We start from the raw sequence: 23144 nt of genomic DNA on the forward strand, positions 1-23144 counted from the left end.
TTCATATCTCCTTGGTTCTGCCGTTGTGCCTGCACCTGGTCATGAATGGAAAGTGTCTGTAGGCATTTAGTCAGTGCTTTCCAGAGTTCTGGCGAGTGCCTCTGCGGTATAGCTGTCGGTGACCAGCACATGAATCCAGCCCCCTAGCGCAGCGGCACGGATTGCCCCAATCTTTTGAATGCCTCCGGCGAGGCCGACAATGCGGGGTATGCGCTGTAACTGTTCTGCCGGAATGGCCACCACTCGTTCATCAAGGGCGTGTTCGACCCGGTGCCCCTGCTCATCGAAGAAACGCAGACAAACGTCACCGATGGCACCACAGTCGGCGAGCTCTCTACGCTCCTCATCGGAGAAGGCATTGCCGCTGCGCGCCAGGTAGGGAGAAGGCTCCAGGGTGCCGATACCCACCAGCGCCACACTCAATTGATCGAACAACGCCATGGTGTCGCGGACATAAGGTTCTGCGCAGAACACCCGCCCTGCGGCCGAGGTACTGGCAATGCCCGGCACATGCAGAAAAGCGGGATGAGCGGCCATACGCATGGCCAACTGCAGAATCAGGTTTTCCGCCAGGTGTTCGGCGCGACCGTGGGAAATACCGCCCATCAGCTGTACCACTCGCGCCACCTTGACCTGGCCTGCACTAGAAAGGTGTTCCGCCAGTGCCACCAGCGCGGAACTCCAACTGGAAATCCCGACGAGGTCTTCTTCGTTGAGCGTCGACTCAAGATACTGAGCGGCCGCCTCGCCAATGCTGGACAGCATTGCGCCATTGCTGTCGTTGGGGCTGGCGGCGACAACCACTTCCTGCAACCCCAGGCCCTTGGCGAGTTGTTCTTCGAGCAGGTGATAAGTGCCTTCCGGCGGCTTGATGGTGATCGAGACAATGCCTTCCTTCTGCGCACGTCTCAACAAGCGCGATACCCCTGCCTGGGAGACATTCAAACGCGCAGCAATATCGACCTGACGCATCTGTTCTACCCAGTAGAGATGTGCAGCCTTGGTGGCCAGGCGCAACTCGAATTCAGGTTTCATTGGCGCACCCCGCGGCTGTCGATCCTCGTGCTCGAATCGAGGTGTGACAAGGTGCGCTCCACCGAGGCTAGCCAGTTCTGATGCCGCTCCATTGAGTGTGTATCCGCCCCGTAGGTGAAGGTATCGAAGGACGATACGACCTGGTCGAGCTGCTCCAGGGTTGTCCAGTGCCCCAACTGCCAACCGGCAAGCAATGCAGCGCCCAGTGCCGATAGCTCTGCCTGCCTGGCGCGCTGTACATCAATGGCCAGGGTGTCGGCCTGCAGCTGCATCAACCAGTCATTGGCGCTGGCGCCTCCATCCGCCTTGAGCGCGGAGAGTGGCGGCAGTCCTTGCGAGTGTCCGGCAACCTGCATCACATCGACCACGTCCTTGATCTGAAAGACGATGGACTCAAAAGCCGCGCGCGCCACATGTTCTGGCCCGGTGTTGAAACTCAGGCCATCCAGCAGACCACTCAGATTGCCAATCCAGCGCGGGGCACCAAGACCGACCATCGCCGGAACCAACACCTCACTCCCGTCTTCTTCTGCGCTGGCGGCAAGCTCCGCGAGTTTGTCGATGCTGTTTTTGTCGATACTGCTGTCGATGCCCAGCAGGCGAGCCGTCCACGGCAAGATAGCTGCACTCACCGTAATATTGCCTTCCAGGGCGTAAGTGCATTCCTGCCCGGTCTGCCAGGCAATTGTCGAGGCAAGTCCCTCAGCCTCGAGGCGGCGTTGGCCGGTCATGGTCATCACTGACGAGCCGGTACCATAGGTGGCCTTGACGATTCCTGGTCGGAATCCTCCCTGGGCAAATAATGCTGCATGTGAATCACCGACCATCGAAAGAATCGGCGTGTCCTCGGGCAGTGAGCCAAACACACAACTGTTGCCGAACTCATGTCGTGACGGACAGATTCGCGGCAACAAGGCTTCCGGGATGCCGAATATATCCAGCAATTCAGGTGACCACTGGCCGCTTTCAATCGCACACAATTGGGTGCGCGAGGCATTCGAGGCATCGGTGAGGTGCGCAGCGCCGTCGGTCAAGTTCCACAGCAACCAGCTATCGACATTGCCGAGGCGGATATCCTCGCCTGGCACATCCGCTGGCATGGCATCCAGCAACCAGCGAAATTTAGATCCCGAGAACAGTGGATCGATGGGCAGCCCTGATAGTTGCTGAATGCGAGCGTTCAGCCCGTCACTCTGGAGCTGTTCACAGAACGGCTGACTGCGGCGACACTGCCAACTGATAACAGGGGCGAGAGGCTCGCCATTGCTTGCCGACCATGCGACGGCCGACTCGCGCTGGGAAGAAATGCCCAGGGCGACAACTTCAAACCCTGCTGCTTCGGCCAGACAGGCATCCACGGCGCGCTGGACACTAGCCACAATCTCCAGCGCATCCTGCTCTACCCAACCGGATCGCGGGTAATGGCAACCGAGCGGTGACGTCCCTCTGGCGATAATCCTGCCGTCAAGGTCAACCAGTACGGCTTTCGAGTTGGTCGTGCCCTGGTCAATGGCCAGAATCGCGGGTGTTGTCATTGTTCTTCGCCTATTTCGTTCTTCGCTTATTTCGTTCTTCGTTTATTTCAACAGGGCTTGCGCTGCGTCGACGATGCCTTCCACTGACATGCCAACGTGATCCAACAACCATTCCGGGCTGCCGGTTGGCGCAAACTCGGGGAAGCCCAACAGCTTCATGCGGCAAGGAGTGTTCTCCACCACCACCTCAGCAACCGCGCTCCCCATACCGCCACGCACACTGTGCTCCTCGATGGTCAAGATATGGCCAGTGTCTCGCGCACAATCGATGATCGTCTGCTGGTCCAGCGGTGAAATGCTGGAGACATTGACGACTCGCGCCCGAATACCCTGCTCGGCGAGTCGCTCGGCAGCGTCCAGCGCTCGGCATACGGTGACGCCGCATGCCAGCAAGCTGATGTCGTTGCCCTCGCGCAGTGTGACGGCCTTGCCCGGCTCAAATTGGTAGTCCTCGGGCAGCAGCGAGGGCACTCCCATACGACTGAGGCGAACGAAGGCGGGTCGATCGTTGGTCGCAACATGCCGGATGATGGCTGCGGTCTCGACATCATCCGCTGGAACAAAGATGTCGAGGCCTGCCAGCGGGCGAGTCCAGGCGAGATCCTCTATGGAATGGTGAGTCGGCCCCAGCTCACCATAGGCGACACCACTACTCATGCCACACAGCTTGACGTTGGCGTTGGAATACACCACATCGGCCTTGATCTGCTCGAGTGCGCGCCCGGTCAGGAAGCAGGACGCCGCGCACACAAAGGGAATCATGCCAGCGTTGGCCAGGCCAGCACCGACACCGACCAGGGTCTGCTCGGCAATACCGACATTGACCAACCGTTGGGGCCACTTGCTGCGAAAACCGCCTAACTTACTGGAGCCAATCGAGTCGTTGACCACCGTCACGATGTTGGCGTCCTGATCCGCCAGCGCCTCAAGAGTCTCGGCGAAGGCATTACGACAGTCGTGCAGTTCTCGGGTGTCCATGATCGGCATTGCCTGCATTGATACGGTTTGAGAGGACGTACTTTTTGATGACATGCGCTAGTGCCTCACTCCAGTTCGCTCAGAGCCTGCTGTACCTGTTCGGCTGTCGGCACCTTGTGGTGCCACTCCACGCGATCCTCGATAAAGGACACGCCTTTGCCCTTGAAGGTGTTGGCGATGATGCAGCGCGGCAGGCCGGAACCACGCGGACGTTCCAGCAGTTCGGCCAGTGCGGCATGATCATGGCCATCGATCTCGAAGGCTTCCCAACCGAAAGCCCTGAAGCGCTCCGCCAAAGGGTCCATTGAGGTGACATCCTGGGTGCGATCCCCCTGCTGCAACCGATTGCGATCAACGATCAGCGTCAGGTTGTCCAGATCGCCATGCGCGGCGGTCATCGCTGCTTCCCAGTTGCTGCCTTCCTGAAGCTCGCCATCTCCAACCACCACAAACACGCGCCACGCCTCGGACTTGAGCTTGGCACCAGTGGCAGCGCCAACCGCGACCGGCAAGCCGTGACCCAATGGCCCGGTACTGGTCTCCACTCCGGCAACTTTCATATTGCATGGATGCCCGTTGAGCCGGGAATGGGGCTGAATGAAGCTGGATAGCTCTTCAATCGGAAAGTAACCGGCGTGAGCCATTACCGTATATAGAGCCACGGCACAATGGCCTTTGCTGAGGATGAAGCGATCACGCTGTGGGCTACGAGGTTGCTGTGGATCGATGTCCAGGACGTGGAAATACAAGGTCCCGAGAATATCGATGACCGACAGATCACCACCGATATGCCCCATGTTGGCATCACCAATCGTCTTGACGATGGTCCTGCGCATCTCGCGACATTTTCTCGGTAGCTCATCAGTAGCGAGTTTTTGTCTGGTCATTAGCTGAATCCTTCCCATGAATAAATATTCAATAAAAGAATATAAATTTATGGGCCAAGTATTTGTCTTGAATGATTGCAGCGTCAAGACTCTAAAAGACAGGAAGCAATATCAATTAGTCTAATGATTGCGCAAAAACACAGCGACCAAGATGTAGCAAGCACATGTTTTTAATGGTTTTTATTCGAAGTCAGTCAAAAAATGAGTCGGCGTGGAATAGACAGAATATTTCTGAATAATTATTCAAAACATGATTACTGAAATTTAATTCTCCTACTGATTTCTGAATATTTAAAAGAAGAATCTACAGCATGACTATGCTGAAACGGAAAATTAATACGACAATTATGCCAAAAAGCCCCACCAATCCCTGTGCTGATACAGAAGGATTGGTAGGGCCTGGAAGTGGAGCTGAGGGCTAAAATCCAAAAGCAGAGAAACGCATTATTGCGTGGTCTGAAACTGCTCGTAGGTCTGGCGGGCGCGGTTCAGATGTTGCTGCATGGCTTCTCGCGCCTGTTGCGGATCACGAGCAAGGATGGCGTCAACTACGGCCTGATGTTCGTCTTCGACTCGCTTGAGATAGACATCCGCGGTGGCCGTGTTGACCTCGCTGCTGACCAGTTTTGAGCGTGGAATGGCGCTGAGGTTGAGTTGCTCGAACAGTACCGAGAAGAACGGGTTGTGAGTGGCCTGGGCGATGGCGTGATGAAACTCGAAGTCTTCTTCTCTCGCCAGGGTATGCTGGGCACGCGCTTCAACAAAGGCTGCGTGTCGCGCCACTATACGCTCACGATCCTCTTCGGTATGGCGCTCAGCCGCCAGGGCCGCTGCGGCGGGCTCAATGTTCATGCGCAGCTCGAGGACATGTAGAATATCCTCGACGGTGGTTGGCCGAATACGCTTGGCCGGCATCGCTTCCGCAGGGGCGGTGCGAAGCACTGTGGTACCGACTCCGCGGCGCGCTTCGACCAGGCCGAGTGATTTGAGGTGAGCCACCGCTTCGCGGATGACGGTCCGGCTAACGCCAAACGACTCACATAAACCGCTTTCGGTCGGCAAGCGATCTCCTACCGAAAAACTGCCGCCGGTAATCAGGCCCTCGAGTTGATCGGCCACATGCATCGACAGACTGCCCTCTCGGGTGAGCTTCTTGACGTTGAGCGTTGCCGTACCGCTGCGGGGCTCAGGCTTGGCTGCCATGATGTGATTCCTCATTCGATACCGAAGTCCCTTTACGTACATAACAAAGGATTATGTACGCCTCGAGTGTACCAGCCCTTGCAGAGAGGGTCGCCCTGTTGCCAGGGCGTACGCCATTACTGATGGCACTCTTGATGCTCATTTGTCATCGGGGTGGCCTTGACTGACAAACTTGCCGCCTTGATAGACGACCGCCGGGTCGTTGGGGTCCAAACCGGCATCACGTGCCTCGATCTCGGCCCGCCAGGGCTCCGAGCTATCCTCGGGTACCCAACCCAGAAAGGCTGCCTTGCCATTGTCCCACCACTGTTCCTTGTTGTTCGAGGCGCCATAGACCACCGTATAGCCGAGTTTGGGAGCGACAAACGCTCGTTCCAGCAAAGCCACGAAATCTTCCACGCTCATCCAGGTTGCCAGCATGCGAGTATCGGCTGGCTTGGGAAAGCAGGAACCAATACGAACAGAGAGCGTTTCAAGACCAAACTTGTCGTAATACAGGCTGGCAAGGTCTTCACCGAAGCACTTGGAAACGCCATACAGTGAGTCGGGACGGCGCGGCACCTGATTGTCCAGTTTCTCGGTCCGCGGATAGAAGCCGATCGTATGGTTGGAGCTGGCAAACACCACGCGAGGTTTGCTGTGCTGGCGCGCCGCCTCATACAGGTTATAGGTGCCCATGATGTTGGCTGGCAGAATCTGCTGCCAGGAGCGCTCCACCGATACGCCACCCAAGTGAATGATCCCGTCGCACCCTTCCACAAGTGAGGCGACTTCTTCGGCATTGGCAAGGTCGCATATCACGATCTCCTCGTTGCCGTCGCCTGGCTCGATTGAAGCGATATCAGATAGGCGCACATTGCTGGCAAGGCGATTCAAATACGGGCGAATTGCCTTGCCCAGCCCACCTGCTGCACCGGTCACCAGTAGTCGATTCAGCATTCTTGCCTCCCTGATAGTTTGTGTTGGTACTTTTGAGTTACGTCATGCAGGAAACTCCCGCAATGATTGTCTGCCACCAGGGCCTGCCCGCCTGCTACCTCCAGCAGGGCCCTGGTGCAGTGGATGCCATTTACTCCATGAGGTTCGGCAGTGTCATGGACAGCGCCGGGACATAGGTCACCAGCATCAGCGCCGCAAACAGCGCCAGGTAGAACGGCCAGATGGTCCGTACCGCGTGTTCCATCCGTATCTTGCCGATCACACTGCCGACGAACAGGCAGCCTCCCACTGGTGGTGTGCATAGGCCAAGGCCCAGGTTCATCATCATGATGATGCCAAACTGGATCGGGTCCATTCCAAACTGAGCAGCGATCGGCAGAAAGATCGGTGTACAGATCAGAATCAGTGCTGCCATATCCATCACCATGCCCAGCGCCAACAGGATCAGATTCAGCATCAACAGAATCATCAGCGGATTGTCGGTAATACCGAGCAAGGCATCACTGAGCAACTGCGGCACGCTGTACAGGGCCAGCATGTAAGAGAACGCTGAAGCACAGCCCACCAGAATCATTACCAGCGCGGTGGTACGTACCGATTGATAGACGGCCTGCTTGAAGGACTCCCAACGCAATTCGCGATATACCAGCGCGGTAATGACAATGGCATAGATCGCGCCGAAGGCGCCGGACTCGGTCACTGTCAGCACGCCGGACAACACGCCCCCGACAATGATCACGGCGGTGAACAGGCCCGGTAATGCCACTGCCAGACTGAGTACCAGGGCACTCCAGCCAGGAAAAGGTTCGCCGCCGTAGCCACGCTTGACGGCGACCAGGTATGCGGCAAGTGCCAACAGTCCGCACATCAGGATACCCGGCAGGATGCCAGCCACGAACAGCTTGGTGATCGAAATGCCACCACCTGCCGCTACCGCATACAGAATCATGTTGTGGCTGGGTGGAATCACAACACCGGCAATCGACGAGGTCACCGTCACATTCACGGCGTAATCTGCGTCATAGCCCTTCTCCTTCATTACCGGAATCAGGATCGAGCCCAATGCAGAGGTGTCGGCTACGGCCGAGCCGGAGATGCCACCGAACAGCATCGATGAACTGACATTGACCATACCTAGACCACCGCGCACACGCCCTACTGCGGCAGAAGCCAGTCGTACCAGACGCTGCGAGATACCACCATGCAACATCAGCTCACCGGCGAAGATAAAGAACGGAATCGCCAGCAGCGAGAACACAGAGATGCCTGACAATATGCGTTGAAAGGCCACAAACATCGGCAGCCCTTCATAAAGAAAGGCCACAACAGCAGCGAGACCAACGGCAAAAGCCACCGGTGCGCCAATGATGAGCCCTAATGCGAAAACTCCGAACAGGATTGCCAGTCCCATGCCTATTGCTCCTCTTCAGAGTGAGATGTGCTGGAGGGTACCGATAGGCCCCGACCGACAATATTGGCCACGCTGAACACCACCATCAATACACCGCAGATCACCAGTGGCGCTGCACGCCAACTTTCGGAAAGCCCAATCATGGGAATGGCGCGATCAAGGTTATCCATCACCAACAAGCCACCCTGCCAACTCATGAACCCACCGAATGCGATGACGAACAGGTCGGCGAGATGAAACATCACCAGACGTGGAATAGCCGGCATCGCTTCGCGGACCATCTCGATACTCAGGTGGGTGCCCTGACGTACCCCTGCGGCAGCGCCGAGGCAGGTGATGTAAACCACGCACAGCAAGGCCGACTGCTCTACCCAGGTGGGGGTGTTATTGAGGATGTAGCGACCAAATACCAGCCAGCCGAATGAAGCAATCAGATAGACGAGTAGGACACCCGCTACGAGGATGCACAGATGTGCAAGACCATCCAGCACACGATCAAGCGGCCCGGCCGGAGTTCGGGGCGCGCTGACGGGATCGGAAAATTCACCGGAAGACGTCACAGGATTCAACCTCTCGAAAGGCCCCCAGCGAGATGCTGGAGGCACTTGATGGACAGCGATTCGATCAGTTGGCCTGAGCGGCCTGAATTTCCTCTACCAGAGGTTCGAGGTCAGGATGCTGGGCAAGGAAGTCGTCATAGACAGGCTGCATTGCTTGCAGGAATGCTGCCTTGTCGGCAACGTCGTTGATCTGAGCACCGGCCTCGGTCACCGCATCGCGGCTTGCACGAGATCCCTCTGCCCAAAGTTCTCGCTGTTCCTGAGCGGCATTCTCGGCGGCTTCGCGGACGATCTGCTGATCTTCCTCCGGGAGTTCCTCCCAGGAAGCCTTCGACACACACAGGCATTCGGGAAGAATCAAGTGATCTGTGTTCGAGTAGAACCCGGCCACCTCGAAGTGACCGCTGGAATCATAGGACGGAAAGTTGTTCTCGGCACCGTCGATCACTCCAGTCTTGAGTGACTGATACACCTCGCTGTAAGCCATCGGTGTAGCGTTGCCGCCAAGAGCGTCGATCATGTCAACATAGAGATCGTTGTTCATCACCCGCACCTTGAGCCCTTTCACGTCGTCCGGAGTCTCGATGGGATGATCGGTGTTGTACAGGCTACGCGCGCCGGATCCGAACCAGGACAGAGCCACCAGTCCTTTCTCTGCCAGTGCAGCCTCGAATTTATCGCCGATTTCACCGTCCATCAGGCGATACATGTCTTGTTCGCTGTTGAACAGGAATGGTAACGACAATACGTTGGTCTCGGGCACGATCGGCCCCATCGGACCCATATTGAAATTACCGAAATTCAGCGCACCATTGCGGGCCTGTTCGATAGCATCAGGCTGAGCGCCAAGCACCCCATTGTGATAGACCTTGGGCTCGATACGCCCTTCTGTCTTTTCAGCGACTTCGGCAGCAAAGCTATCCAGGGCAACGCTGTTGGGATATTCAGGAGGATGAACGTTCCAGCCACGCCACTGTTCGGCCATAGCTGGCGCTGAGGCCAGTGCCACAGTAGCGGCTACTGCACTGAGTTGAGCGAAGCGGGCAAGACGGGTATGACGCATGATAAAGGCTCCAGGGGTTGTCATTATTGTGGCCCTTCCCTCAGGAGGGGCTTCCAATCACCCGATGAGGCTGCAAGGCATCATCGAGCATTGATCTCTTATCTGACGTAATATGTATGACAAAGTAGATAAGATTCACGGCCCCATGCAAGAGCTAATGCCCAATGTTTCGACTAAAGTGCCAGGAAAAAGCGGTTATTCGCACCTGGTTACCAGCAGAAGGCCTCCAGCAACCAAATCGGCGCCGGGCTCAAAAGCCCGGCGCCGATAATAGACTGCCATTCCAGCTGTTCAGGCCAGCGCCAGGCTAGCCCTTTTCTTCATTCGGCAGGTGCGTAGGAACCGTCTTCGCGATGCACTTCCTTACCGCTCAGACCAGGCGTAAATACACAGGCAAGGTGTAGGGTCTTCTTTGCGCGCAGCAAGTGGTCATCATGCTGGTCAAGGATATAGATATCACCCGGTTTGATCGGCCAGATCTTGCCATCTGCCAGGGTCTCCACCTCGCCCTCACCTTCGATGCAATAAACCGCTTCGAAGTGGTGCTTGTAATGGATGTGCGTCTCGGTGCCTTCAAAGATACGAGTGATGTGGAAGGAACAGTTGCCACCATCATCCACCAACGAAAGACGTGTGCTGTCCCAGTTACCGTTCTCGGCCTTCACCAGGCGGTCGGTCTTGCGGCATTCCTCGAGATTACGGACGATCATGAAGGTTCTCTCCGTGTGGCTTGATTGGGTGTGCTGGTTGGGAAGTGATGACGCTGCTCGTGCCCTTGCGTCATCAATGAAACAACTGGCGGGCGACACGCTGGTGCCGCCCTGACAGAAAGGTTATTGCTCAGTTGAGCACTTCTTCGACGCTGCGCTCGAGAATATCGAGGCCCTCAATCAGGTCTTCGTCAGTAATCGTCAGCGGACACAGACATTTAACGACTTCACCGCCCTGACCACTGGTCTCGATAACCAGACCGTTCTCGAAAGCACGCGCCGTAATGCGGTCGGCCAGTTCGCCGGTGCCGACATCGATACCACGCATCAGGCCACGGCCACGTTCGCTGGCAGGATGGCCCTTCTCGCTGATCAGACGTGCGAGCTTCTGGAAACGCTCCTCGACAATACGTCCCTTACGCTGCACATCACGCTCAAAGGTATCGTCACTCCAGTACTTGCGCATCGCCGCAGCGGCTGTGACGAAGGCCAGATTGAAGCCACGGAACGTGCCGTTGTACTGTCCCGGCTTCCATTTGTCGAGCTCCGGGCGCATCAATACGTGAGCGAACGGCAGGCCAAACCCAGACAGCGACTTGGAGTTGGTCACGATATCCGGTGTGATGCCGGCGTGTTCGAAGCTGAAGAACTTTCCGGTACGGCCACAACCCGCCTGAATGTCATCGATAATCAGCAGGATGTCGTTATCGCGACAGATACCTTCCAGACGTTGGAGCCATTTGTCACCGGCAACGTTGATACCGCCCTCGCCTTGCACTGTCTCGACGATCACTGCTGCCGGCACGTCCAGACCGCCGGACTTGTCACCCAGCAGTTTCTCGAAGTAATCCAGCGTATCAGTGTGATCACCCATATAGCCGTCGAACGGCATGAAGGCACCACCCACTGTCGGCACGCCGCCGGTAGCTTCGCGGAACTTGCGATTTCCGGTCACCGCCAGCGCGCCCATGGTCACACCATGAAAACCGTTGGTGAATGACACAATGTTGTGGCGCCCCTTGACCACACGGGCCAGACGAATGGCCGCTTCGACAGCATTGGTTCCGGTCGGACCAGGTAGATGAACCTTGTAGTCGAGCCCGCGTGGCTTGAGGATCACTTCCTCAAGCGTTTCCAGGTACTCACGCTTGGCAACAGTCCAGAAGTCGAGCCCGTGAATGATGCCGTCAGTCATTAGATAGTCCGCCAGCGCCTGCTTGATGTGCGGATTGTTGTGGCCGTAGTTGAGGGTTCCAGCACCGGCCAGGAAGTCGATGTATTCGCGTCCATCTTCATCGGACAGACGCGCATTCACCGCCTTGTTGAATACCACTGGAAAGGAACGCGAATAAGTACGTACTTCGGATTCCATACGTTCGAGGGTCTGGGTCTGCATTTGCGACCTCCTGTTGCTATTCATGGAAAAGGGTAACGAGGGCGCGCAGCACAGAGCATCGATTTCGACCCCAGTGCTACACGTAGAAAAGAGATGGCGCTTAGATACGAGCGGTCGCGAAGGGACCGATGCGTACCAGATTCTCGGGATCATGCTCACCACCGAGCTGCTCCGTCGAGAAGTATTCGCGGCTGTTGAGCGGTACCTGCCAGCGTTCGGCCAGGCGTCGGAAAAGACCCCAGGACGCCTGGTTATCCGGTGTGATGGTAGTTTCGAGGTGATGGACCTCGGCAAGCTCTGGTCGGGTCATGACTGCCTCGACAAGGCGGCGTGCCAACCCGGTGCCACGGGCCTTGTCACCGACTGCTACCTGCCACAGGAAATAGGTGTCCGGCGCATTGGCCTTCACGTAACCAGAGACGAAGCCAACGATTTCACCGTCTTCATTGGTAGCCACAGCACAGCTGTCACGAAATTGTGTTGCCAGCAACAGATAGGCATAGGCCGAATTCACGTCCAGTGGCGGACAGGCCTTGACCAATTCGTAGATCCCCCACCCGTCGTCCGGATTGGGCTTGCGAATGAAAAGTGATGCCGCGCTGTTGCCAACCACTGCATCAGCCACTGTCGGCTTTGCGAGGTCGGCGGAAGGTGTGAAAGGCTCTGTGCTTGCGGTCATTTAGTTATGCTTCGCTGTAGCGATTTCGATCAAGGATTATAACAGCTGAATGTAGCATTTCAAATTCGTCATTATTCTTCAGGTGCTTACCCATAACAGAAAATTATACCAGTTGCGTTTCAGCCCTCTCATTCATCGTGCTGTTGGTGCTCCGTGTTGGTGCTCCGTGTTGGTGCTCAGCCGACTGTCATCTCAGTTTAGTTGCTTTTCGTGACTCTGGAGTTGCAAACGCAGCAACGAGCTGCGAATGCCACCAACAAAAAAAGGGCCGCCCCATCGTGGAGCGGCCCTTTCGTCTTGTCTGACGAGATCAGTTGCGTGTCGGAGTCCGCATGGTCACGAATTCCTCTGCGCCAGTCGGATGAATTCCGACAGTGGCGTCGAAATCCGCTTTGGTCAGGCCTGCTCGCACCGCGATGCCGATCCCCTGGATGACCTCCCCTGCTTCCTCACCCACCATATGCGCACCCACGACCACATCACTGGCGTCATCGACAATCAGCTTCATCAAGCAGCGTTCATCACTGCCTGAAAGGGTATGCTTCATGGGCCGGAAATCTGCGCTATAGACACGAATGGCAGCATACTTCTCGCGCGCCTTTTCTTCCGACAGTCCTACGGTACCGATATTGGGGTGGCAGAACACGGCAGTAGCGATGTTGTCGTAGTTCATCGGCTCTTTGGGAGCCTCGCCGAAATGATGCGCGACCATGTGCATCGCCTCGGCCAGCGCGACCGGGGTCAGTTCTGGCCCACCTGTGACGTCACCCAATGCGAGGATCGATGGTACCGAAGTCTCGAAGCGGTCATTGACCTCGATGGAACCTTCATCGTTGAGCGCGATGTCCAACTGATCCAGCCCCAACCCCTGCAGATGTGGTTTACGGCCCGTTGCAGCCAGCACGGCATCCACTTCATGCACATCGCCATTGGTCAGGGTGACCTTCAGTCCGGAATCCTGCTTCTCGATGGCTTCGATATTGGCGCCGAAGTGCAGGTTGACGCCCTTCTTGCCCATCTCGTCACGCGTGAACTCGCGGACTTCCTGGTCGAAGCCACGCAGGAACAGGTCTCCGCGATATACCAGATGAGTCTCGGCACCCAGGCCGTTGAAGATGCTGGCAAACTCCACGGCGATGTAGCCACCACCCAGCACCAGAAAGCGCTTCGGGAAGCTGTCCAGATCAAAGATCTGGTTGGAGTTCAGCGTATGTTCCTTGCCGGGGAAGTCCGGTACCCACGGCCATCCACCAACAGCGACCAGGATCTTCTCGGCACTGATCTGCTCGCCGGCAACCTCCACGGTATGTGCATCGACGACCCGAGCCCGACCATTGATCAGGCGCACACCGGCGTTATCGAGCAGCTTCGCATAGATGCCGTTGAGGCGTTTGATTTCGCCGATCTTGTTGTCGCGCAACGTCGACCAGTCAAAAACTGGTGCTTGATCGAGTTGCCAACCGAAACCGTGCGCATCCTCAAAAGCATCATGGAAATGCGCAGCATACGAATAGAGTTTCTTCGGTACACAACCCACATTGACGCAGGTTCCGCCCAAGTAGCGATCTTCTGCAACAGCCACGCGAGCGCCGGTAGCGGCGGCCGTTCGAGCAGCGCGTACGCCGCCGGATCCCGCGCCGATGACGAACAGGTCGTAATCGAAGTTGGACACAGGTTTCTCCCAGTGTTGCTGGCCTGGCTGGCCTGGATGAATGATATAGCGCAACATGATACCACTGCGGAACTGTTAATGACCCCCGTGGCTTGCCCTCGTGTCTTGACCACCCATGTCTTGACCCCTCGCGATACCACGGGTAAAAAAAGCTCCGCTGAATGACGTTCCTACTACTGCCGGGATATGGATATGAGTGATATCGACAATCTGTTGGCCAACAACCGCGCCTGGGCTGATCGGATGTGCCAGTCCGATCCAGACTTCTTCAAGCGCCTGGCCAATCAGCAGACGCCCGAGTATCTGTGGATTGGATGCTCCGATAGCCGCGTTCCGGCCAACCAGATCATAGATCTGCCCCCCGGCGAAGTCTTTGTTCACCGCAATGTCGCCAACCTCCTGCATCACAATGACATGAACGCTCTCTCGGTGGTCCAGTTCGCCGTGGATGTGCTCAAGGTGCGTCATATCATGATCGTCGGCCACTACGGATGTGGTGGTATCCGTGCCGCTGTTACCGGTGGTGAATGCGGTGTTGTCGATTATTGGTTGCACAGCGTGCGTGAACTTTACAGCCGTTATCGCCAGGACCTCGAATCCTTGCCATTGGATGAGCAGGTCAACCGGATGTGTGAGCTCAATGCTGAAGCTCAGGTCAAGAACCTGTGTCGTACCAAGATCATCCAGCGTGCCTGGCAGCGTGGTCAGGAATTGTCGGTACATGGCTGGGTCTATGGCCTTGAGGATGGCCACGTCACCGACCTGAAATGCAGTGTGCACGGACTCGACCAGGTAGCGCAGCTGTACCGCATTGATCGTCTCTCTGCGCCGGAGGATTAAGCGCCGCGGGACACTTCCTACTCCGTAAGCCTGGGTGTTCGCCCGGGCTTGCGGCCCTGTTTGCTGTATGTCGTCTACTTCGACTCTCTCCTTCCCTGGCCTTGCTGCCATGCGACTTCGCCGACCAGTATTCATCCTCTGAATGATGCCTCTCACAATTTCGATTGTGCACCAGCCCAGGTCATCTCTATCTTCTGTCTGACAGTGACTGGCGTTGATCTCCAACATCGCTTGTTACCGCAGGACCATACAACAACCTCAATAAGCAGGAATCCTTCCGATGTTCAAGAAGACTCTACTGGCTGGCGCGCTTGGCGCAGCCATGTTGACGGCTGCGTTGCCACAGGCAGCCATGGCCGAAAACACACTGCGCATGGCCTACGACGCTGATCCGGTCAGCCTCGATATCCACGAACAGCTCTCGGGCGGCATTCTGCAGCTGTCTCACATGTCCTTCGACCCACTGGTGCGCTGGACCAGTGACTTCGAATTTGAACCGCGTCTGGCAACTGAGTGGGAACAGGTCAACGACACCACCATGCGCATGACGCTGCGCGAGGGTGTGACTTTCCATTCCGGCAACCCGTTCACTGCTGAAGATGTTGCCTGGACCATCGATCGCCTCAAGCGCAGTCCCGACTTCAAGGCGATCTTCGAGCCGATTGAAACGGTCAATGTCATCGACGACCACACCGTCGAGATTGTCAGCAAGAGGCCCAACCCCCTGCTGCTCAACATGGCGACCTATATCTTCCCGTTGGACAGTCAGTTCTATAGCGGTGAGACGGATAACGGCAAAGAGCGTGATGAGATCGTCAAGAATGGCAACTCATTCGCCTCGCGCAACATGTCTGGTACCGGTCCCTTCCGGGTGACCAGCCGTCAACAAGGCGTTCGGCTGGAATTCGAACGCTTCGAGGATTACTGGGACACAGAATCACCCGGCAACGTCGACAATATCGTGCTGACGCCAATCAACGAGAGCGCCACACGGGTTGCCGCCCTGCTTTCCGGTGATGTCGACTTCATTGCACCGGTACCGCCCAACGACCTGGAGCGTGTCGAGAGTGATGCTGACAGTAATCTGGTCACCATGTCGGGCACTCGTATCATTCTGCTGCACATGAACCAGGAACGTGTTGAGGCATTCAAGGACCCGCGTGTGCGTCAGGCCTTTACCTATGCCATCAATCAGCAAGGCATCGCCGACCGCTTGATGAAGGGCTTCGCCACTCCTGCGTCACAGCTTTCCCCGGAGGGGTATGTCGGCCATAACCCCGACCTGGAGCTGCGCTTCGACCTGGAACACGCCAGGGAGCTGATGGCTGAAGCCGGCTATGAAGATGGCTTCTCGATCAGCATGATGGCACCCAACAACCGCTACGTTAACGATGCCAAGATTGCTCAGGCGGTGGCCGCCATGCTGGCACGGATCAACGTCACTGTTGACCTCAAGACGCTACCCAAGGCGCAGTACTGGGGTGAGTACGATGATCGTGCAGCAGACGTGATGATGATTGGCTGGCACTCAGACACCGAGGATTCGGCCAACTTCTTCCAGTATATTACTGAGTGCCCCAACGCAGAAACCGGCGCAGGCCAGTATAACGCCGGCAACTACTGCAACCCGGAACTCGATCAGTTGCTGGCAGACGCCAACCTCGAGCTTGACCTCGAAAAGCGTGGCGAGATGCTCCAGCAGATCGAACAGGGTTTGTACGACGATGCTGCCTTCGTCCCGCTGCATTGGCAGGATCTGGCCTGGGCTTCTGCATCCAATATCGATATAGAGCCCGTTCTCAATGTGATGAACTTCCCGTATCTCGGGGACCTGGTCATCGAAGAGTAAGACTCGACCCGGCCCTTCTTTTCGGGGCCGGGACTATCGAACCCATCAATGCACAGTCCGCTAACGAGGATGGCCATTGCCATCCTGCGTTATCGGCTGTCGTATCCGGTAACGCCCCATGATCGCATTTCTGATCAAGCGCCTGTTTCATGCGCTGCTGGTGATGTTTGTCATCAGCCTGATCGCCTTCGCCATTCAAGACAATCTTGGCGATCCCATACAACAGATGGTGGGACAGTCGGTCCCCGAAAGTGAGCGTGCGGCGCTGCGTGAGCAGTTGGGACTCAACGACCCCTTTCTGGTTCAGTACTTGCGCTTCGCCGGCAACGCACTGCACTTCGATTTCGGCTACTCCTACGTCTTCAATGAGCCAACCACGGAAGTCATCCTGCGCCATCTGCCAGCGACACTGGAACTGGTATTCGCCTCGACGTTGCTGATCGTTCTGCTATCGGTGCCAATTGGTGTGTACAGCGCCATCCGTCCGCGCGCCTGGTTGTCGCGTTTTTTCATGGGGGTATCGATCGTCGGTATCTCCGTCCCGGTATTCCTGACCGCCATCGTCTTGATCCAGCTGTTCGCTATTGGTATCAGCTGGTCACCCTTCCCCGCTGATACCGGCTGGGGGGTATGGCTCAACGGGATATTGTCCACTGATGGTGGAATGCCTGCCTATGGACGTGGCAATCCAACCCATGTGTTTGGCACCTGGTACACCAACTTCTCGTCGCTGAGCGGTATGGCCTATCTGGTGTTACCGGCGATCTCCCTGGCCTCGATCATGCTGCCGCTGTTCATTCGCCTGATTCGCGCGGAGATGCTTGAGGTTCTGCAGTCGGAGTACGTCAAGTTTGCCCGTGCCAAGGGTATCTCCATGCGCCGGATCTACTTTCTGCATGCGCTGAAGAACACCATGTTGCCGGTCATAACGGTCGGCGGTGTCCAGATCGGTACTCTGGTGGCCTACACCATCCTCACCGAGACCGTCTTCCAGTGGCCGGGGATGGGACTGATGTTCCTCGACGCCATCGAGCGTTCAGACATTCCGCTGATCGTTACCTATCTGATGATCGTTGGCTTGATCTTCGTGATCACCAATACTCTCGTCGACCTGATCTACGGGCTGGTCAATCCCACCGTCAAGCTCACAGGTAAGCCCGCATGAGCACTACAACGACAACAACGCCAGCAACCACAGTGCCACCCGGCCGCTGGCAGCGCTTCCGTGACTCCTTTGTGCTGTACAGTTTCAAACGTGACCTGGTCGCCCAGCTCAGTCTATTGGTGTTCATTCTGATGGTCGCCGCGGCAGTACTGGCTCCCTGGCTAGCGAGTATGAACCCTTATGACCTGGCACAGATCGACATCCTGGCCTCCGAATTGCCGCCGTTCTGGGTCGAGGGTAGCGACTCGATGTATGTCCTCGGCACGGATGCTCAAGGACGCGACATGCTGTCGACCATTCTCTACGGTTTACGTGTCTCGCTGATTATCGGTTTCGGGGCCGTCTTGCTGCAGGCCACTTTAGGAGTCTGCTTCGGTCTTCTGGCGGGCTACATGGGTGGGCGTATCGATGCCTTCCTTATGCGACTGGCCGATATTCAACTGTCCTTCTCGACGCTGATGGTCGCAATCATCGTTGGTGCACTGGTCAAGGCGATCTTCGGTGGTGCCACTTTCAGTGACTATGCCATCTGGCTGCTGGTATTGATCATCGGCCTCGCCGAATGGCCGCAGTATGCACGTACCGTACGCGCTTCGGTACTTGCCGAGAAATCCAAGGAGTATGTCGATGCCGCCCGGGTAATGGGGCTACGCAGTCGACGAATCATGTTCCGTCACATCCTGCCCAACACCCTGTCGCCGATCTTTGTTATCTCCACGGTACAGGTGGCCAATGCCATCATCTCCGAGGCGGCGCTCTCGTTCCTCGGTCTGGGGATGCCGGAAACCGATCCGTCACTGGGCTCACTGATCAAATCCGGCTTCGACTACCTCCAATCCGGATCCTGGTGGATCACCCTGATTCCTGGCCTGGTACTGGTAGTGCTGGTGCTGGTTATCAACCTGCTGGGCGACTGGCTGCGCGACGTGCTCAATCCGCGTCTGTACAAGGGCTGAGGCCAGGAGGAAAAAACATGGCATTACTCGAAGTCAACAATCTCGATGTGCGCTTCGCCCTGCGCCAGGGTGACGTGAAGGCACTGCGCGATGTGTGTTTCAGCCTCGATCGCGGGGAACGCCTGGGCATTGTCGGAGAGTCCGGCGCAGGCAAGTCGGTCGCCGCCTTCAGCCTGTTGAACCTGATCGCCAAACCCGGCTATATCGCTGGCGGCAGCATCACGTTCGATGGCCAGGAGCTGACCAGCATGAGCGACCGAGCGTTGCGCAAGGTTCGTGGTCATCGTATCTCGATGATCTTTCAGGATCCGATGATGACGCTCAACCCGGTGTTGACCATTGGCGAGCAGATGATCGAGTGTCTCAAGGCACATCGTCGTATCTCCTCGCGCGAGGCGCGGGCCATTTCCCTGCGCAAGCTTGAGCAGGTACAGATTCCCTCTCCGGAGAAGCGCCTCAACCACTATCCGCATGAGCTTTCCGGCGGTATGCGTCAACGCATCATCATTGCCATCGCCCTCCTGCTGGATCCGGATATCATCATTGCCGATGAACCGACCACAGCACTCGATGTGACGATTCAGGCGGAGATCATGGCGTTGTTGCTGGAACTGTGTGAAAAGCACAACGTGGCATTGGTGTTGATCACTCATGATCTCGGTGTGGTCAGCCAGGTCACCCAACGCATGCTGGTCATGTACGCAGGCCGGGTCATCGAGGAAGGCCCGACACGCGAAATCATCAATGATCCTCAGCACCCCTACACCCAGGGCCTGATGAACGCTCTGCCGCAGATGGCAACACCCGGCGCTCGCTTGAACCAGATTCGTGGCAGCATGCCATCACTCAACAAGCTACCCACTGGCTGCGCCTTCCATCCTCGTTGTGACTTTGCCACTCGACCAGAAGGAACACCCCGTGCGGCGTGCACTGACGAGGTGCCTGGCTTTGTCAGCTCGGGCAATTGCCGAGTCGCCTGCCACATGGTGGCTGAAATGCAGCACGCTGAACGTATTCCCGTTGAGGAGAAGCCATCATGAGTGCAGCCGCAGCTGTCGATCAGGCCCCGGAACAGCAGCACAGCGAGGCGCTGCTGGAGATTCGTGGCCTCGAAAAGCGCTTCTCGCTATCGGGCGATTTCCTGGAGCAGTTGAAGTTTCGCCGTGGGCGCCTTGTCCGGGAACAGTCGCATGTCCATGCCATCAACGGCGTCGATCTAACAATCCAACGCGGCGAAGCGCTCTGCGTTGTCGGCGAATCCGGTTGCGGCAAGTCGACCGTGGCACGCACGGTAATGGGCCTACTGCGCCCCAGTGGCGGTGAGATCCATTATGACGGCGAGCGTATCGACCATCTGGACTCGCGTGCCCTGCTTCCTTATCGCAAACGCATGCAGATGATCTTCCAGAACCCCTATGCTTCGCTGAACCCGCGCATGACCATTCAGCAGACGCTGGAAGAACCGATCAGGCTGCATCACGCCGACTGGAGTCCACAGCAGGTCAGGGACAAGGTGGCCGAAGTGATGACCGATGTCGGCATCGCGCCAGACTGGGGGAGTCGCTATGGGCACGAATTTTCCGGTGGTCAGCGTCAGCGTATTGCCATTGCGCGTGCGCTGGCCGTGGACCCGGAGTTCATTGTTGCCGATGAGCCGATATCGGCGCTCGACGTCTCGATTCAGGCTCAGGTATTGAACCTGCTGATGGAAGCGCAGCAGGAGCGCAATCTTACCTACCTGTTCATTACCCACGATCTCGCTGTTGTCGAACACTTCGGTACGCGAGTTGCGGTCATGTATCTGGGGCGAGTGTGTGAGGTCGCATCAACGGCAACCCTGTTTGCTCGACCGCGGCATCCTTACACTCAGGCACTGATGTCGGCAATTCCACGCCTCGAGGATGACCGGCCACAGCATATTCGTTTGACTGGTGAGGTGCCGACTCCAGTCAACCTGCCGACAGGTTGTGTGTTCCACGGGCGCTGCCCATCAGCCAATGAGCGTTGTCGCAGGGAAATCCCCCACTTGATCGCCACTGATGATGGTAGCCTGGTTGCCTGCCATGGCGTAGAGGAAGGCCGTCTTACCTGATTTGCCATCTCCTTTGCCATATCACCAGAGGCGCCAATCGGTAGCCTCTGGTGTTCTTATGCAACTGACATAACTGCAGTAACTGATATTGACGTAACTGATGTGGACGTAACTGATGTGGACGTAACCCAGACGGACCCACGCACAACGTGCGTGGGTTAAGGTTCTGGCATAATAATCAAATACGCAGGTAACTTGAGGCCCTAATGGAAATCCGTTGGCTGGAAGATTTTCTGGCATTGGCTCGGACACGACATTTTTCCCGTGCGGCCGAAGAGCAGAATGTGACACAGCCCACTTTCTCGAGACGCATCAAGCTGCTCGAGGAAGAGATGGGCACAACTCTGATCAACCGCCAGACTCTACCACTGTCACTGACTCCCGCAGGGGAAGCCTTTCTGGGGATGTGTCACGACGTGACCCGCCGTGTCGAAGTGGCTCGGCAGCGTCTTGCGCAGATGGCAGAGGAACAGGCAGGACAACTGCGCCTGGGAGCACCTCAGGGACTACTGACGAGTTTTCTGCCACATTGGCTGGCCAATTGGGAGTCTCCGCCTCCGCTTGTGCCCTATCTCCGTGCCACCGCCTGGTTGATGGGAGACTACTTCCACGCGCTGGCCTCCGGTGAAATTGATATAGCTATCTGCTACTGGCCAGTATCCGGCAGTCCTCTGGAACTGGCCAATGACGAGACGGAGTACGTGGTACTTGGCCGTGAACGCTTCATGCCGGTTTGTTTACCCAACGACAAGGGTAATCCACGGTTTGCGTTGGATAACGGCAAGTCCGGCCCCCTACCGTTGATCGCCTATCATCCACGCGGCATGATCGACGCCGCCATACGCGCTCACCTTGATCGACTTGGCGATTGCCCGACGCTTACGGTACTCAATGAGAGTATCCAGAGTGGCAACATTCGTGAACTGGTGATGCTGGGTTACGGTCTCGGCTGGCTACCAGAGCGCAGCCTGGGCAACGCCCTGACCAATGGAGAGCTGGTGCCAGCGGGCCATCAACGCTGGAATGTTGAGTTCGAAATACGCCTCTATCGCCACCTGAGCACCGGAAGGGCTTCCGTGGATGATGCCTGGCAACAGATTCGGGAACACTGCAGAGACTCAGGAATGACAGAGTGACCATGACTGCTCGATTGTCGGATATGACAGGGTTCCGTGCACCGTCGCTGATTCGTAACCCTCATGTACAAACGCTTTTGCCGCGTATATTGCGGCCCCCACCACTCGTCTGGCGCGGCGAGTGGTTCGACCTGCCTGATGGTGATGAAGTGGAGCTGGGCTGGGTAAGCCCTGAGCCACAGGATGACGAGGCGCCGATTCTGGTGATGTTTCACGGACTGGAAGGCAGCATTGCTTCGCCCTATGCATCCGCCATTCTTGGCACGGCCGCACACGTCGGTCACCGAGCGCTGATCATGCATTTCAGAGGCTGCGGCTCGCGGCCCAATCGCCGCCCTCGCGCTTACCATAGCGGTGATACCGGTGATGCCCGAGTGGTGCTTGAGGAACTGCGCCGCCGCTATCCTCTTGCGCCCTTGCGGGTCTGTGGCGTCTCGCTGGGTGGCAATATGCTACTCAGGCTGCTTGCCGAACCCGGCAGTGAGGTGCTCGGTATTGCCTCGGCATTGGTGATCAGTGCCCCTCTGGACCTCGCTGCCTGCTCCGAACGCCTGAGCCAGGGGTTTTCCAGGGTTTATGAGCGCCATCTTCTCAAGTCACTCAAGCGCAAGGTGATTCCCCGTCTAGTGAGTGGCGAGCTACCACTCGAGGCCAGCGCGGAGCAGGTCGCCAGAGTCAAACGCCTAAGAGACTATGACGACATCATCACCGCCCCACTGCATGGCTTCGCCAATGCCGAAGACTATTACACGCGGGCCTCGAGTGGACCGGTGCTCGACCGTATCGCTGTGCCTACGTGGCTTGTACATGCCGAGGATGATCCCTTCATGCCGGCGGATCTTCTACAGCGTTTCCCACGCCGTTCAGCAAAGCTGAAAGTGGAAGTCAGCCGTCATGGAGGACATGTCGGCTTCATGCGTGGCAGTGGCTGGCGCTACACTCCTTGGCTTGAAGAACGAACGATCCAGTTTCTTGGAGGCTGAACCGGACGCTGTCTTCCGAGAAAAGCACTTTATGGCCTCCTGTATGCAAAACGCC

General features: G+C 56.9%; 21 protein-coding genes. 8 read left to right on the forward strand and 13 right to left on the reverse strand.

The genetic code is table 11. The features are described from left to right. Nucleotides 1-66: 66 nt before the first annotated feature. The 13 genes from AR456_RS10135 to gorA form a co-directional block, all read right to left on the reverse strand. On the reverse strand, nt 67-1035 hold the full coding sequence (locus tag AR456_RS10135) for a sugar-binding transcriptional regulator (protein ID WP_021817519.1): 969 nt from the start codon (nt 1033-1035) through the stop codon (nt 67-69). After that, a complete protein-coding gene (locus tag AR456_RS10140) occupies nt 1032-2570 on the reverse strand; it encodes an FGGY-family carbohydrate kinase (protein ID WP_021817518.1) in 1539 nt (512 codons plus the stop codon). The genes AR456_RS10135 and AR456_RS10140 overlap by 4 nt, the downstream gene beginning before the upstream one ends. A 42-nt stretch (nt 2571-2612) precedes the next feature. Beyond that, nucleotides 2613-3548 (reverse strand): transketolase family protein, encoded by a 936-nt coding sequence (locus AR456_RS10145; RefSeq protein WP_236995556.1) that lies wholly within the window; start codon nt 3546-3548, stop codon nt 2613-2615. Nucleotides 3549-3613: 65 nt separating this feature from the next. Further along, on the reverse strand, nt 3614-4435 hold the full coding sequence (locus tag AR456_RS10150) for a transketolase (protein ID WP_031207040.1): 822 nt from the start codon (nt 4433-4435) through the stop codon (nt 3614-3616). 444 nt (nt 4436-4879) lie between these two features. Then, nucleotides 4880-5638 (reverse strand): FadR/GntR family transcriptional regulator, encoded by a 759-nt coding sequence (locus AR456_RS10155; RefSeq protein WP_021817515.1) that lies wholly within the window; start codon nt 5636-5638, stop codon nt 4880-4882. Nucleotides 5639-5776: 138 nt separating this feature from the next. Next, a complete protein-coding gene (locus tag AR456_RS10160) occupies nt 5777-6577 on the reverse strand; it encodes an NAD-dependent epimerase/dehydratase family protein (protein WP_021817514.1) in 801 nt (266 codons plus the stop codon). A gap of 130 nt (nt 6578-6707) precedes the next feature. Next, entirely contained in the window at nt 6708-7988 is a 1281-nt protein-coding gene (locus AR456_RS10165) for a TRAP transporter large permease (RefSeq protein WP_021817513.1), read from the reverse strand. A gap of 2 nt (nt 7989-7990) precedes the next feature. Next, complete coding sequence (locus AR456_RS10170) at nt 7991-8548, reverse strand: TRAP transporter small permease (protein ID WP_021817512.1); 558 nt, start codon at nt 8546-8548, stop codon at nt 7991-7993. Between the two features lie 64 nt (nt 8549-8612). Next, complete coding sequence (locus AR456_RS10175; RefSeq protein WP_021817511.1) at nt 8613-9611, reverse strand: TRAP transporter substrate-binding protein; 999 nt, start codon at nt 9609-9611, stop codon at nt 8613-8615. Between the two features lie 320 nt (nt 9612-9931). After that, on the reverse strand, nt 9932-10321 hold the full coding sequence (locus AR456_RS10180) for an ectoine synthase (RefSeq protein WP_021817510.1): 390 nt from the start codon (nt 10319-10321) through the stop codon (nt 9932-9934). Between the two features lie 130 nt (nt 10322-10451). Continuing rightward, nucleotides 10452-11717, reverse strand: a complete 1266-nt coding sequence (gene ectB / locus AR456_RS10185; protein WP_021817509.1) for a diaminobutyrate--2-oxoglutarate transaminase — start codon at nt 11715-11717, stop codon at nt 10452-10454. 100 nt (nt 11718-11817) lie between these two features. After that, complete coding sequence (gene ectA, locus AR456_RS10190; RefSeq protein WP_021817508.1) at nt 11818-12396, reverse strand: diaminobutyrate acetyltransferase; 579 nt, start codon at nt 12394-12396, stop codon at nt 11818-11820. A 310-nt stretch (nt 12397-12706) separates the two neighbouring features. Continuing rightward, complete coding sequence (gene gorA / locus AR456_RS10195) at nt 12707-14068, reverse strand: glutathione-disulfide reductase (RefSeq protein ID WP_031207037.1); 1362 nt, start codon at nt 14066-14068, stop codon at nt 12707-12709. 192 nt (nt 14069-14260) lie between these two features. On the opposite strand from gorA, the gene can reads away from it, so the two are divergent. From can to AR456_RS10235, 8 genes are all read left to right on the forward strand, one after another. Further along, complete coding sequence (can, locus tag AR456_RS10200; RefSeq protein WP_021817506.1) at nt 14261-14908, forward strand: carbonate dehydratase; 648 nt, start codon at nt 14261-14263, stop codon at nt 14906-14908. A gap of 280 nt (nt 14909-15188) precedes the next feature. Further along, entirely contained in the window at nt 15189-16757 is a 1569-nt protein-coding gene (locus AR456_RS10205; RefSeq protein WP_021817505.1) for an ABC transporter substrate-binding protein, read from the forward strand. 118 nt (nt 16758-16875) lie between these two features. After that, nucleotides 16876-17922 carry an ABC transporter permease gene (locus tag AR456_RS10210; RefSeq protein ID WP_021817504.1) on the forward strand — a complete coding sequence of 349 codons (1047 nt, stop codon included), beginning with the start codon at nt 16876-16878 and terminating at the stop codon, nt 17920-17922. After that, a complete protein-coding gene (locus tag AR456_RS10215; protein WP_031207035.1) occupies nt 17919-18878 on the forward strand; it encodes an ABC transporter permease in 960 nt (319 codons plus the stop codon). Before AR456_RS10210 ends, AR456_RS10215 begins: the two co-directional genes overlap by 4 nt. A 17-nt stretch (nt 18879-18895) precedes the next feature. Beyond that, nucleotides 18896-19918, forward strand: coding sequence for an ABC transporter ATP-binding protein (locus tag AR456_RS10220; protein ID WP_021817502.1), 1023 nt, complete (start codon nt 18896-18898; stop codon nt 19916-19918). Continuing rightward, nucleotides 19915-20970 carry an ABC transporter ATP-binding protein gene (locus AR456_RS10225; RefSeq protein ID WP_021817501.1) on the forward strand — a complete coding sequence of 352 codons (1056 nt, stop codon included), beginning with the start codon at nt 19915-19917 and terminating at the stop codon, nt 20968-20970. Before AR456_RS10220 ends, AR456_RS10225 begins: the two co-directional genes overlap by 4 nt. A 206-nt stretch (nt 20971-21176) precedes the next feature. Continuing rightward, on the forward strand, nt 21177-22106 hold the full coding sequence (locus tag AR456_RS10230; protein ID WP_021817500.1) for a LysR family transcriptional regulator: 930 nt from the start codon (nt 21177-21179) through the stop codon (nt 22104-22106). Nucleotides 22107-22108: 2 nt separating this feature from the next. Beyond that, nucleotides 22109-23089 carry a hydrolase gene (locus AR456_RS10235; protein WP_051995681.1) on the forward strand — a complete coding sequence of 327 codons (981 nt, stop codon included), beginning with the start codon at nt 22109-22111 and terminating at the stop codon, nt 23087-23089. The last annotated feature ends 55 nt before the right edge of the window (nt 23090-23144 follow it).

This window comes from Halomonas huangheensis (assembly GCF_001431725.1).
GTDB classification, from domain to species: Bacteria; Pseudomonadota; Gammaproteobacteria; order Pseudomonadales; family Halomonadaceae; genus Halomonas; species Halomonas huangheensis.